This is a genomic window from Bacillus sp. FSL H8-0534 (assembly GCF_038005885.1).
Lineage (GTDB): Bacteria > Bacillota > Bacilli > Bacillales > Bacillaceae_G > Bacillus_A > Bacillus_A pseudomycoides.
In genome coordinates this window covers 4,624,103-4,636,411 of sequence record NZ_JBBOUC010000001.1, presented here as the reverse complement: position 1 = coordinate 4,636,411, position 12,309 = coordinate 4,624,103, and the positions used below count along the sequence as shown (strand labels likewise).

General features: G+C 36.1%; 15 protein-coding genes. 6 read left to right on the top strand and 9 right to left on the bottom strand.

Annotated elements, in window-relative coordinates; genetic code table 11:
* Nucleotides 1-67 precede the first annotated feature (67 nt).
* Nucleotides 68-898 (top strand): protein-glutamine gamma-glutamyltransferase, encoded by an 831-nt coding sequence (locus MHH71_RS23755; RefSeq protein ID WP_006095809.1) that lies wholly within the window; start codon nucleotides 68-70, stop codon nucleotides 896-898.
* A gap of 35 nt (nucleotides 899-933) precedes the next feature.
* Here the strand turns inward: MHH71_RS23755 and MHH71_RS23750 are convergent, their stop codons facing one another.
* The 4 genes from MHH71_RS23750 to MHH71_RS23735 all read right to left on the bottom strand — a co-directional run bounded on the left by MHH71_RS23750 (nucleotide 934) and on the right by MHH71_RS23735 (nucleotide 1,938).
* Nucleotides 934-1,062: a GapA-binding peptide SR1P gene (locus tag MHH71_RS23750; protein WP_006095810.1), complete on the bottom strand. Its 129-nt coding sequence runs from the start codon at nucleotides 1,060-1,062 to the stop codon at nucleotides 934-936.
* A 64-nt stretch (nucleotides 1,063-1,126) separates the two neighbouring features.
* The gene (locus MHH71_RS23745) at nucleotides 1,127-1,258 is read right to left on the bottom strand and encodes a GapA-binding peptide SR1P (protein WP_006095811.1); all 132 of its coding nucleotides are present in this window, start codon (nucleotides 1,256-1,258) and stop codon (nucleotides 1,127-1,129) included.
* A gap of 61 nt (nucleotides 1,259-1,319) precedes the next feature.
* Complete coding sequence (locus MHH71_RS23740; protein ID WP_003199961.1) at nucleotides 1,320-1,448, bottom strand: GapA-binding peptide SR1P; 129 nt, start codon at nucleotides 1,446-1,448, stop codon at nucleotides 1,320-1,322.
* 193 nt (nucleotides 1,449-1,641) lie between these two features.
* A complete protein-coding gene (locus MHH71_RS23735; RefSeq protein WP_003199960.1) occupies nucleotides 1,642-1,938 on the bottom strand; it encodes a DUF3055 domain-containing protein in 297 nt (98 codons plus the stop codon).
* Between the two features lie 135 nt (nucleotides 1,939-2,073).
* Between MHH71_RS23735 and MHH71_RS23730 the strand changes: the two genes are divergently transcribed.
* Complete coding sequence (locus tag MHH71_RS23730; protein WP_006095812.1) at nucleotides 2,074-2,466, top strand: DUF1885 family protein; 393 nt, start codon at nucleotides 2,074-2,076, stop codon at nucleotides 2,464-2,466.
* Here the strand turns inward: MHH71_RS23730 and MHH71_RS23725 are convergent.
* On the bottom strand, nucleotides 2,463-2,699 hold the full coding sequence (locus tag MHH71_RS23725; protein WP_018764783.1) for a hypothetical protein: 237 nt from the start codon (nucleotides 2,697-2,699) through the stop codon (nucleotides 2,463-2,465). The two genes, MHH71_RS23730 and MHH71_RS23725, sit on opposite strands and share 4 nt — an antisense overlap.
* Nucleotides 2,700-2,970: 271 nt before the next feature.
* Between MHH71_RS23725 and MHH71_RS23720 the strand changes: the two genes are divergently transcribed.
* Together MHH71_RS23720 and MHH71_RS23715 are read left to right on the top strand one after the other, a co-directional pair.
* Nucleotides 2,971-4,365, top strand: a complete 1,395-nt coding sequence (locus tag MHH71_RS23720; protein WP_003199957.1) for an MBOAT family O-acyltransferase — start codon at nucleotides 2,971-2,973, stop codon at nucleotides 4,363-4,365.
* Nucleotides 4,366-4,378: 13 nt separating this feature from the next.
* Nucleotides 4,379-5,596 carry a DHHW family protein gene (locus MHH71_RS23715; protein ID WP_006095813.1) on the top strand — a complete coding sequence of 406 codons (1,218 nt, stop codon included), beginning with the start codon at nucleotides 4,379-4,381 and terminating at the stop codon, nucleotides 5,594-5,596.
* A gap of 345 nt (nucleotides 5,597-5,941) precedes the next feature.
* Here the strand turns inward: MHH71_RS23715 and lpdA are convergent, their stop codons facing one another.
* From lpdA to pdhA, 4 genes are all read right to left on the bottom strand, one after another.
* Entirely contained in the window at nucleotides 5,942-7,354 is a 1,413-nt protein-coding gene (gene lpdA / locus MHH71_RS23710; RefSeq protein ID WP_006095814.1) for a dihydrolipoyl dehydrogenase, read from the bottom strand.
* 5 nt (nucleotides 7,355-7,359) lie between these two features.
* Nucleotides 7,360-8,646, bottom strand: coding sequence for a dihydrolipoamide acetyltransferase family protein (locus MHH71_RS23705; RefSeq protein ID WP_006095815.1), 1,287 nt, complete (start codon nucleotides 8,644-8,646; stop codon nucleotides 7,360-7,362).
* Between the two features lie 92 nt (nucleotides 8,647-8,738).
* Complete coding sequence (pdhB, locus tag MHH71_RS23700) at nucleotides 8,739-9,716, bottom strand: pyruvate dehydrogenase complex E1 component subunit beta (protein WP_000068166.1); 978 nt, start codon at nucleotides 9,714-9,716, stop codon at nucleotides 8,739-8,741.
* Between the two features lie 3 nt (nucleotides 9,717-9,719).
* Nucleotides 9,720-10,835 (bottom strand): pyruvate dehydrogenase E1 component subunit alpha, encoded by a 1,116-nt coding sequence (gene pdhA / locus MHH71_RS23695; RefSeq protein ID WP_000536894.1) that lies wholly within the window; start codon nucleotides 10,833-10,835, stop codon nucleotides 9,720-9,722.
* 513 nt (nucleotides 10,836-11,348) lie between these two features.
* Here pdhA and MHH71_RS23690 point away from each other — a divergent pair.
* Nucleotides 11,349-11,498: a YjcZ family sporulation protein gene (locus tag MHH71_RS23690; RefSeq protein WP_018764787.1), complete on the top strand. Its 150-nt coding sequence runs from the start codon at nucleotides 11,349-11,351 to the stop codon at nucleotides 11,496-11,498.
* 192 nt (nucleotides 11,499-11,690) lie between these two features.
* Nucleotides 11,691-12,245 (top strand): peptide deformylase, encoded by a 555-nt coding sequence (gene def, locus MHH71_RS23685; RefSeq protein WP_003199945.1) that lies wholly within the window; start codon nucleotides 11,691-11,693, stop codon nucleotides 12,243-12,245.
* Nucleotides 12,246-12,309: the final 64 nt, after the last annotated feature.

The following is a 12,309-nucleotide window of genomic DNA, read 5'->3' as shown; positions in this document are numbered from 1 at the left end:
TTTTTCACCATTTTTTCTTTTACTCATACCATACTAAAGAATGTAACGTATAGGTGGGGATACAGTTATGATTGTGATTGGTCGTTCTATTGTACATCCTTATATCACGAGTGAAAACGAACCGTTCGCTACTGAGAAACAACAAATATTAGCCATTATGGCTGGAAATCAAGAAATATATGCATTCCGAACGGCTGATGAACTCATTTTCGATCTAAATTTACGAATTCATATTATTACATCTGCCTTAGAACTCTTTCAAAGCGGACTTCAATTCCGTACATTCCAAGAGTCCTATTGTAACCCTGAATTTTGGCAAAGGACACCACTGGGAGGGTTTCAACTACTCCCATATGTACCACCCTCCGTCGCGATACGAGATATTTTTAAAAACGGAAAAAAATACGGAACAGAATGTGCAACAGCAATGATTATTATTTTTTACAAAGCACTTTTAGCTCTATATGATGACCAAATCTTTAATCACTTATTCGCAAACCTTCTACTATATACATGGGATTATGATCAAGATTTAAAACTGGTGACAAAAACCGGTGGGGATATCGTTCCTGGCGATCTTGTTTACTTTAAAAACCCACAAGTAAATCCAGCTTCGGTTGAGTGGCAAGGAGAGAATGCCATTTATTTAGGCAATTTCTTTTTTTATGGGCACGGTGTAGGAGTACAAACAAAAGAACAAATCATTTATTTATTAAATGAACGAAGAATTCCTTATGCTTTTATCTCAGCATATTTAACAGATTTTATTACACGAATAGATAGCCGTCTTATGAGTCAACATACTTCTGTTAATAATCTACAAACAACACTCAAATTTATTCCCATCAGGGACGATGCAATTGTTGCAACGGTTGGTCATACAACTACAATCTATTAAAAAAGGCGCCTGCAGATGTGCAGGCGCCTTTTTAATTATTGGGCTTTTGTATGCTCCTTGTGATCACATCCGCAAGATCCACATTTCCCGTAAAGTACTGTTGTTTTTTCATCTTCAAAGTGTGCGATTGTTCCTTCACAGGCTTGACATACAATTGTTCCCATTTTTTATTTCCCCCTGAGTTTCATTTATAGTTTCAAATCTTTATATTCATAAACTTCCTATATATTACTGGGCTTTTGTATGTTCTTTATGATCACATTCACAATGAGATCCACATTTCCCATAAAGTACTGTTGTTTTTTCATCTTCAAAGTGTGCAATTGTTCCTTCACAAACTTGACATACGATTGTTCCCATTTTTCATTTCCCCCTAAGTTTATGGTCCTAAAAACTTTTTCAGCTGCAAGATTCCTATATATTATTGGGCTTTTGTATGCTCCTTGTGATCACATCCGCAAAATTCACATTTCCCGTAAAGTACCGTTACTTTCTCATCCTCGAAGTGTGCAATTGTACTTTCACAATCTTGACATACGATTGTTCCCATTTTTTATTTCCCCCTAAGTTTATAATCCCAAAAACTTTTGTAACCGCTTAACTTTCTGTCTTCATTTTAATATGTTATACTTTTTACGTCAATAGGTTTTTAGTATAACACATTAAAAATTTTATTTTACATTAGTATGAGACAATAACAAAAAAACAGTCATATCTTAATAAGTACGACTGTTCCCTTTTGTTTATTCTTCATATTCAGCATGTAAAGAAGTAGGTGGTACAAGAAACTTAAAGAACTGTGCTAAATCATCCGCCTCCTCCTCCGATTGTAATTTAAAGACCTGTTGTAAATGTTGAACATTATCTACATCATCTTGTCCTAGTAGAGTTGCTCTCCCTGTTTGCATGCACACGACAAGAGGTTTCCCAAAAAACATATTTGTATAAATGACCCCAAAGTCATAACGGTTCTCATGTGTCATAAATCCTAGAAATCGTACCTTCACACTTTCATGCTCATCATACAATTTTTCAAACATTTACTCCCTCCTTTCTTCACAACACTTTCTACTTGTATATATTAAACAAAACGAGGAATGATCCCTTTTTAATTGTCAAAAAATTTACAACAGTGTTAAAATAAATATATATATTACGTCAGGAGGAAAATCTTTATGCAACATGCATTTATTAAACTTGTACCTAAATCTAAACAACAAGCTATCTCATTAGAAGATGTAAAACAACTTTTTCGTTATTATAAAGAAATTACTTCCCAAACCGGTGTGCAAGTTAGCTATGCATATACTAACGTTGCATTTCCATACGAAATACTTGATACGTCTGATACTACACTTGAGCTAAAATCTAGTCATGATCGATATAATTCTATTTATGTGGGGGTTGGAATAGAAAACGAGCAAGCTTTCGTTCAAATCTCCTTACCTTCTACTGCCACATTTGGAGATAAAGGAAAAGCGAATGAATTCTGCCGTTTTTTAGCCAAGAAATTAGAAGGTGAATTAAGGTTATTTAATGGAAGAACAATGTATTTTTATAAACGCTAACCTGTGAAAAAGAGATATTTAATAAAAAAAAAGAACATACTATTTCCAATGGTACAACAAACTGCCTCTTTTCTGGAGTGCAACATAAAATGTGCAATAACATAAGCTAAATAAAAAAATATAAAAAAAAGTAATACTTTGTAATGTGCTTTATCACGATTTGATAATAATAACACTAATGAAAACCCGCCCCATATAATAAAATGAAAGATCGAAACAAGTGATATTTTCAAGTCGTTGCCCCCTTTCATATGTCCTAGTTTATTACAATATATATGGGCATTTCAAAAAAATCATTACATAATATACGTAAGAAGCATCCTAGCTGTCCAAAATCTAAAGGACAGCTAGGATGCTTCTTCTTTTAAAAAAGATTTTACATATGAGAGCAAAGAACTTCCATTAAACAGATAATTATAGCAAGATTAAACTCTTTATATTTCTATAATTGTGATATAATATTTTACTGACTGCCTATGAACTTACAGAAAGGACTTAACATAAATGGTATTTAGTAACCTCTTATTCTTATGTTTGTTTTTACCTGCAGTGTTATTTGTATATTACACTGTTCGCAAAGAATTGCAAAATATTGTTCTTCTATTATTTAGCTTATTATTTTATGCGTGGGGAGAACCAATATATGTATTTCTCATGCTCTTTTCTATTTTTATAAACTATTGGTTTGGTATTTGGCTTGCCAAAGAAAGAGCAACTATACTTAGTAGAAAAACGCTCTTAACTTTAGCTATTATTATAAACACAGCTATTTTAGGTTATTTTAAATATGCTAATTTCTTAATCGATAATATAAATACAATGTTTCATACAAACATTGTATTAGAAAAGATTCCATTGCCGATTGGTATTTCCTTTTTTACTTTCCACGCTATGAGTTATATCATTGATATATATAAGAAGAAAGTAGATGCTCAGCGTAATATTTTTGATCTCGCATTGTACTTTACTGTTTTCCCTCAATTAGTTGCTGGGCCAATCGTTCGTTATAACACAATTTCTCATCAACTACATACCCGAACAGTTGATGCCGATAAATTCTCTGAAGGAGTTCGACGTTTTATCATCGGATTAGGAAAAAAAGTGTTAATCGCTAATCAATTAGGCGCTATTGCCGATGAAATCTTCGCCATGGATCCAGCAACCATGAGTGTTTCTACCGCTTGGATTGGTGCTATCGCTTATACACTACAAATCTATTTTGATTTTTCTGGGTATAGTGATATGGCAATTGGATTAGGAAAAATGTTTGGATTTGATTTTCTAGAGAATTTCAATTATCCATATATTTCAAAATCCATTTCTGAATTTTGGCGTCGTTGGCACATTTCACTTGGTTCGTGGTTCCGCGATTATGTCTATATTCCACTTGGAGGAAACCGAGTATCCAGCTGGAAAGTCTATCGTAATCTTTTTATCGTATGGGCACTAACAGGTTTTTGGCATGGAGCTAGTTGGACATTTATGATTTGGGGAATTTATTACGGATGTCTCATTGCTTTAGAAAAAGCCGGTTTTGAGAAAGTGTTACAAAATATGTGGCGCCCGGTCCAACATGTATACGTTATGTTTTTAGTAATCATTGGATGGGTTTTCTTCCGAGCTGATAATTTTGCTTACTGTTTTGAATTTCTCCAAACAATGTTTGGAATAAATGGACCATTAACAGACATTAAGAGTTACTTCTATGTCATGAACTATTGGGGAATTTTTCTCCTGGCAATTGTTACTTCAGCTCCAATTTTTTCTTGGCTGAAAACTATGCTTTCAACAAAAAGGATAGTAATTTTATCTCCACTTTATTATTTAAGTGTGCTAATAATCGTTATGATGTATTTAACAAATGCAACGTATAATCCATTTATTTACTTCCGCTTTTAAAGGAGGGGTAGCTATGAAAAATTTAAACAACCGTATATTAATTACAGGATTTTTAATTGTTATTTTCGGAATGTGTATATGGACTGGAAAAATTATTTACTTGGATAAAAAAACCTTTTCTAATTTTGAAAATAGGGATCTAGCTATTGATCCTGTCTTAACTAAAGATGGTTTAAAATCAGGAAAATACTTCAAAGATACCGAGTTACACTTTACAGATCATATTGCAGTTCGGGATTTCTTTATTAAAACATATACAAATTTACAAATACACTTCAACCGAACATTTATAAATCAAAAATATGTTGCAAACGATGGTTTTATTTTATCTGAACCAACAAAAACTGACGAACGTGAACAAATGAAGCAATCTGTAAATGAATTAGATAATTTAAGAAATCAGTTTCCAAAAACTGAGTTTTATTTTATGTTAGCACCAAGTAAACTAACGACATTTTCATATAGATATCCACCCTACGTAGATCGTGGATATGACCAAAAACATCGCGATTACCTTGTACAAGCATTAAATAATATAAACTTTCCTGTTATCGATGTTCTGCCATTCTTCCAAAAAGAGTTTAGCCGTGAACAGTTAGAAAGTTTATACTTTAAAACAGACCATCATTGGAATATGAAAGGTGCCTTTTATGGATATGAATATGCAATGAATTATATATCTGATCACTCAAAGATATATAAAGATGCTAAAGTAAATCCAGATAATTATAAATTCATTACTGAAAAACCTAATGGAGATTTTATTGGAAGTTGGAATAAACAACTGTATAATTTAATAAAAACTCCTGAACAAATCCCTTATGTGCAATTAAAGCAAAATCCAAATGCTTGGGATGATTACACCGTATATATTGGGCCTGTATCTGAGCAAGCAACTAAAGTACCAATGAAAGAGTTCTTTGCAAAGGATAAAAAACAACCTGCACCAAATTATGCTGCGGTCTATCAAACAGACTATGCACAAATTAATATCCTAAATTCGAAAGCAAAAAACAAATTACATGCTATAGTTATCAAAGATTCTTATGCTGATGCAACATATCCCTTATTTGCTCAGCATTTTGAACAAATAACATTTATCGATCCACGATTTGCAGCTAGTAAAAATATAATAAAAGATCTAAAAGAATTAAATCCTGATGTCATACTATTCCTGTATAATGACTCTAGTATAAGCCCAGAAATGTACCAATTTAAAAATGAACAATAAAAAATAGCAAATAAGAGGTGACGAAGAATCACCTCTTATTTGTTGTTTTTATTTTTTCTATAATACACTGAAATTTTATTCAGTCCGAGAACTTAGATTTTATAGATCACTTATCTTGACAGCTTCTTTGCTTTCATTAAATGTGGGTTACTACACTACTATCTACGAATGGGAAGATAAAATGTAACTTCTATTAATAATATTATTCTTTCCTCCAATTCAATCCTCTATTTCATCCTAATAACTTTATTTCCTTCCAGCATGGAGATTAAAAAAGCTTACCTAACATAAAAAATAAAAAACCACCTTCTAATATCTAGAAAGTGGTTTTTTATCTACTTCATATTATTTTACAATGTGAATTGGCATTCCAAGAGCAACTTCCGCTGCTTCCATTGTGATTTCACCTAATGTTGGGTGAGCATGGATTGTTTGAGCGATATCTTCTGCTGTCATTCCAGCTTCGATAGCTAAACCAATCTCAGAGATAATATCAGAAGCGCCTGCACCTGCAACTTGCGCACCTACAAGAAGACCATCTTCTTTACGAGTTACAAGTTGTACGAAACCGTCTGTGCTGTTTAATGATAATGCACGGCCGTTTGCAGCGAATGGGAATTTAGAAACCGCTACTTCCATTCCAGCTTCTTGAGCTTGTTTCTTAGTGTAACCAACAGATGCTAATTCTGGATCAGTGAAGCATACTGCAGGAATTCCGATGTAATCGATAGCTGATGCATGTCCACTAATTGCTTCCACAGCTACTTTACCTTCGTAAGAAGCTTTGTGAGCTAATGGTGGTCCAGGAACGATATCACCGATTGCATAGATGTTTGGTACGTTTGTACGGCATTGCTCATCGATTTCGATGATACCACGGTCAGTCATTTTAACTCCAACTTGCTCAAGACCGATTTCTTGAGTGTTTGGACGACGACCTACAGTTACTAATACATAATCTGCTTCTACAGTTTGTACTTCGCCTTTAACTTCGAAGCTAACTTTTACGCCAGTTTCTGTTTCTTCAACGCCTTTAGCCATAGCTTTTGTATGGATGTTTACGTTACCTTTTTTCTGAAGAGCACGTTTAACAACTGTGCTCATTGCTTTTTCAAAACCAGCTAAAATTTCATCGCCAGCTTCTACTACAGTAACTTCAGTACCGAAGTTAGCATATGCAGTTCCTAATTCCATACCGATGTAACCGCCGCCGATTACAACAAGTTTTTTAGGAATTTCAGGTAAGCTTAAAGCACCTGTAGAGTTGATAACGCGTTTAGAATATTTGAATCCAGGAATTTCGATTGGTGTAGAACCAGTTGCAAGAACAGCATTTTTAAACGTATAAGTTTGAGCTGCATCTTCAGTCATTACACGTAATGTGTTAGCATCTACGAAGTAAGCTTCACCGCGAATGATTTCAACTTTGTTACCTTTAAGAAGGCCTTCAACACCGCCAGTTAATTTCTTAACTACGCCGTTTTTCCATTCTTGAACTTTTGTGAAGTCAACTGTTACGTTCTCAGCAATGATACCCATGTCATCAGAATGTTTTGCATTCTCATAACGATGACCTGCATTGATTAATGCTTTAGAAGGAATACATCCAACGTTTAAGCATACGCCACCAAGGTTAGCTTTTTCAATAATTGCTACCTTTTGACCTAATTGTGCTGCACGAATTGCTGCAACATATCCACCAGGACCTGCACCAACAACGACTGTATCTAATTCAATTGGGAAATCTCCTACTACCATTGTTATTACGCCTCCATTACTAATAATTGTGGGTCGTTCAATAAACGTTTAATTTGGTTTAATGCTTTTTGAGCAGTTGCGCCGTCAATTAAACGATGGTCAAAGCTTAGAGATAATGCTAATACTGGAGCTGCAACGATTTCACCGTTTTTCACAACTGGTTTCTCAGCGATACGGCCAATACCAAGGATTGCTACCTCCGGGTGATTAATAACTGGAGTGAACCATTGTCCACCTGCAGAACCAATGTTTGTGATTGTGCAAGAAGCACCTTTCATTTCTGCTGGAGCTAGACGACCGTCACGTGCTTTACCAGCAAGCTCATTGATCTCGTTAGAGATTGTGAAGATAGACTTACGATCTGTATCTTTAACAACTGGTACCAATAGACCTTTGTCTGTATCAGCTGCGATACCGATGTTGAAGTAATGTTTATGAACGATTTCTGAAGATGCATCATCTAAAGAAGTGTTCAACATTGGGTATTCACGTAATGCAGATGTTAAAGCTTTTACAACGTATGGAAGGTAAGTTAATTTAATACCTTTGTCAGCTGCAACAGCTTTGAACTTTTTACGGTGAGCAACAAGTTCTGTTACATCTACTTCGTCCATTAATGTTACGTGAGGAGCTGTGTGTTTAGAGTTAACCATTGCTTTCGCAATTGCTTTACGGATACCGCTCATTTTCTCACGAGTTTCTGGGTATTCACCAGCTGGGATTGGTTGTGCTTTTGGTGCTTCTTCTTTCGCTGCTGCTGGAGCTTCTGCTACTGGAGCTTCAGTTGCTGCTACTGCTTGTCCACCATTTGCAAATGCATCGATGTCAGCTTTTACAACGCGGCCATTTTTACCAGTGCCAGCTACTTTATGAATGTCTACACCTTTTTCACGAGCGTACTTACGTACAGATGGCATAGCAATTACGCGCTCGTTTACTACTTCTTCAGCTTCTGCTGGAGCTGAAGTAGCTGCTACTGGAGCTTCTGCTTTTGCTTCCTCTGCTTTTGGAGCATCGTCATGGTCGTCACCTTTAAATTTAAGGTTTTCGTATCCAGGAGCATCAAACTTAATTAAAGTATCTCCTACCACTGCAACTGTACCTTCTTCTACAAGTACTTCAAGTACTTTACCTTTAACTGGAGAAGGGATCTCTACAACTGCTTTATCATTTTGTACTTCAAGAAGTACGTCGTCTTCGTTTACTTCATCGCCTGGTTTAATAAACCATTTTACGATTTCACCTTCGTGGATACCTTCACCGATATCTGGTAGTTTAAATTCAAATGCCACGGAATTCAGCCCCCTGATTCATATCATTATTATGGAATAAGCACAAAAGAAATCAGCATGTGCTGATTTCTTTTGCACATGAAAAACTAAAATTAGAAGTTCATTACTTTGTTAACAGCTTCAACAATATCTTTATGGTTTGGTAACCATACGCTCTCAGCTTGAGAGAATGGGAATACTGTATCAGCAGCTGCAACACGTACAACTGGAGCTTCTAAGTTTAAGATTGCACGGTCGTTAATTTCCGCTACAACGTTTGCTGCAATACCAGCTTGTTTTTGAGCTTCTTGAACAACAACTACGCGGCCTGTTTTTTCAACAGAAGCAATGATTGTTTCGATATCTAATGGTTGAACTGTACGTAAGTCAACAACCTCTAAAGAGATACCTTCTTTTTCAAGTTCTTCAGCAGCTTTTAATGCAGCGTGAACCATAGCACCGTAAGCGATAACAGATACATCTGTACCTTCACGTTTGATATCAGCTTTACCTAAATCAATTGTGTATTCGCCTTCTGGTACATCTTGACGGAATGAACGGTACAATTTCATATGCTCTAAGTAGATAACTGGATCGTTGTCACGAATCGCAGAGATTAAAAGACCTTTTGCATCGTATGGAGTAGATGGAATAACAACTTTTAGACCAGGTTGTTGAGCCACTAATCCTTCTAAGCTATCAGCATGTAGTTCAGGAGTATGAACACCACCACCGAATGGAGAACGAACTGTTACTGGAGCAGTCCAACGTCCACCAGAACGGTAACGCATACGAGCTAATTGACCAGAAATTGAATCCATTACTTCATAAACGAAACCAAAGAATTGGATTTCTGGAACTGGACGGAATCCTTCAAGTGCAAGTCCAACTGCAAGTCCACCAATACCAGACTCTGCAAGTGGAGTATCCATTACACGGTCTTCACCGAATTCAGCTTGTAAACCTTCAGTAGCACGGAATACACCGCCGTTTACACCAACGTCTTCACCAAACACAAGTACGTTAGGGTCATTTTTCATTTCAACGCGTAAAGCATCAGTGATTGCTTGAATCATTGTCATTTGAGCCATGGCTTACTTCGACTCCTTTTCTTTGTAAATTTCATACTGTTCAGCTAAGTTGTAAGGCATTTTTTCGTACATGATTTCCATTAAATCAGTAACTTTTTGTTTTGGAGCTTGGTCAGCCTTAGCAATTGCTTGTTTGATATCTTCTTTAGCTTCTTCGATTACCTTTTCTTCTACTTCTTGAGACCATAGGCCTTTGTTTTCTAAGAATGCACGGAAGCGTACGATTGGATCTTTTTGTTCCCATTCGTTTTCGATATCTTTTGTACGGTAACGAGTTGGGTCATCACCAGCCATTGTATGTGGACCATAACGGAATGTTAAAGTCTCGATTAAAGTAGGACCTTCGCCATTTACTGCGCGCTCACGAGCAAAAGCAGTTGCTGCGTATACAGCTAATGGGTCCATACCGTCTACTTGAATTCCGTAAATACCTGCTGCTACTGCTTTTTGCGCTACAGTTTTTGCTGCAGATTGTTTTTCTACTGGAGTAGAAATTGCATAACGGTTGTTTTGAACAACGAAGATTGCTGGAGCTTTGAATGCACCTGCAAAGTTCATACCTTCGTAGAAGTCACCTTGAGAAGCACCGCCGTCACCTGTGTAAGTAATTGCAACAGATTTTTTACCACGTAATTTCATACCTAACGCAACACCAGCAGTTTGGATAATTTGCGCACCGATGATGATTTGTGGAGCAAGTGCATTTACATTTTCAGGCATTTGGTTACCCATGAAGTGTCCACGAGAGAATAAGAATGCTTGGTATAATGGTAAACCATGCCATACTAATTGTGGAACGTCACGATATCCTGGTAAGATGAAGTCTTCTGCTTCAAGTGCGAAATGACTTGCTAATTGAGAAGCTTCTTGTCCAGCTGTTGGTGCGTAGAAACCTAAACGTCCTTGACGGTTTAAAGAAATAGAACGTTGATCTAGTACGCGAGTATACACCATACGGCGCATTAATTCTTTTAATTGATCATCAGTTAATTCAGGCATTGCTGCTTCATTCACAACTTCGCCTTTTTCATTTAAAATTTGTAATGTTTCAAATTGAGCTGCGATAGCTTTCATTTGCTCATCAACATTAAATAGGGTCTTTTTTGTTTTAGTACCCATTCCGTTCACCTCTTCCTCTCTTGAACCATATTCTGAAACGCTTTCACTAGCAACTAGCTAGAAAGAAAACGCAACCATGTAAACCGACAGGAAACCTCGCCGGTTGAGAATAATTTTGTGTACCTAACAATCTGTACTAATGTTTTTTCAGAAACATATTAATACAATCTTGATCACGTTTTTTAGTTTACAACTATTCTAATCACGATGTCAATTACTTTGGTTACGTTTTTTTTTATGAATAACATTGAGGTTTCCACTGTACATAGGTGTTTTCATTTTCACATCTGTATTAGTAAGCAATAACCTACTGTTATATTATTCCCTTTTTAACCATCTTTTCATCGTAGAATAATATGTAAACGATTAATTCTTCTTAGTTTTTCTCTCTTTACAACAAAAATATGCAATCGCTTCTTCCTTTTCTAGGCGAATGTCTATACACTCCTAATCACTCTCCCATACATTATAATAACCGCAGTGTTAGCGGGAAATGATAAAGGAGGTCATCTCATGTACGGATACACATATTGCTATCCAACTTGTTCATATCCTTCCTATGGCTATGGAGGTTCTTGCGGAGGAGGATCCGGACGCGGCTTTGCCTTAATCGTTGTATTGTTTATCCTTTTAATTATCGTTGGTGCTGCTTGCATTCGTTAATGTAAAACAAAACAACTATAGAAAGAAACAGGCGGCTATGCCGTCTTTTCTTTTTACTAAACGAACTCTGATGAAGAAAGTGCCGCACCCGGCATACTCTTAATTCTCTCCAATTATATATAGAGGCTATGTACTTTATCATGACTTTTTTCAGCTCCTTTGGTAGACTAAAGGAGAAAGGAGAGATTGTGAATGCTTACAATGAATGATGTAATTCGTGAAGGAAATCCCATTCTACGAGCAGTAGCAGAAGAAGTACCTCTGCCAGCAAGTGAAGAAGATATACGTACTCTTAAAGAAATGATCGAACTTGTAATAAACAGTCAACACCCTGAAATGGTTGAAAAATATAATTTACGTCCAGGAATCGGGATTGCTGCACCACAAATTGGCATTTCAAAAAGAATGATTGCTGTTCATGTTACTGATACAAATGAGACATTATACAGCTATGCTTTATTCAATCCAAAAATTATTAGTCACTCCGTTGAACGTACATACTTATCGGGCGGCGAAGGGTGCCTATCTGTAGATCGTGAAGTTCCCGGCTACGTTCCGCGTTACACACGAATCACAGTTAAAGCGACTACTATCGATGGTGAAGAAGTAAAATTACGTTTAAAAGGGTTACCAGCGATTGTATTTCAACATGAAATTGATCATTTAAACGGCGTAATGTTCTATGACCACATTAATCAAGAAAACCCTTTTGCATCCCCTGATGATGCAAAACCATTCGAAAGATAAAATAACAAAAAAGCAGAAGCTTTAGCTCCTGCTTTTTTTATAATGAAATGGTTCCCATACTCTT

Coding starts and splice junctions, on each gene's coding strand:
- MHH71_RS23755 (WP_006095809.1), top strand. CDS start 68: ATGATTGTGATTGGTCGTTCTATTGTACATCCTTATATCACGAGTGAA.
- MHH71_RS23750 (WP_006095810.1), bottom strand. CDS start 1,062: ATGGGAACAATTGTATGTCAAGCCTGTGAAGGAACAATCGCACACTTT.
- MHH71_RS23745 (WP_006095811.1), bottom strand. CDS start 1,258: ATGGGAACAATCGTATGTCAAGTTTGTGAAGGAACAATTGCACACTTT.
- MHH71_RS23740 (WP_003199961.1), bottom strand. CDS start 1,448: ATGGGAACAATCGTATGTCAAGATTGTGAAAGTACAATTGCACACTTC.
- MHH71_RS23735 (WP_003199960.1), bottom strand. CDS start 1,938: ATGTTTGAAAAATTGTATGATGAGCATGAAAGTGTGAAGGTACGATTT.
- MHH71_RS23730 (WP_006095812.1), top strand. CDS start 2,074: ATGCAACATGCATTTATTAAACTTGTACCTAAATCTAAACAACAAGCT.
- MHH71_RS23720 (WP_003199957.1), top strand. CDS start 2,971: ATGGTATTTAGTAACCTCTTATTCTTATGTTTGTTTTTACCTGCAGTG.
- MHH71_RS23715 (WP_006095813.1), top strand. CDS start 4,379: ATGAAAAATTTAAACAACCGTATATTAATTACAGGATTTTTAATTGTT.
- lpdA (WP_006095814.1), bottom strand. CDS start 7,354: ATGGTAGTAGGAGATTTCCCAATTGAATTAGATACAGTCGTTGTTGGT.
- pdhB (WP_000068166.1), bottom strand. CDS start 9,716: ATGGCTCAAATGACAATGATTCAAGCAATCACTGATGCTTTACGCGTT.
- pdhA (WP_000536894.1), bottom strand. CDS start 10,835: ATGGGTACTAAAACAAAAAAGACCCTATTTAATGTTGATGAGCAAATG.
- MHH71_RS23690 (WP_018764787.1), top strand. CDS start 11,349: ATGTACGGATACACATATTGCTATCCAACTTGTTCATATCCTTCCTAT.
- def (WP_003199945.1), top strand. CDS start 11,691: ATGCTTACAATGAATGATGTAATTCGTGAAGGAAATCCCATTCTACGA.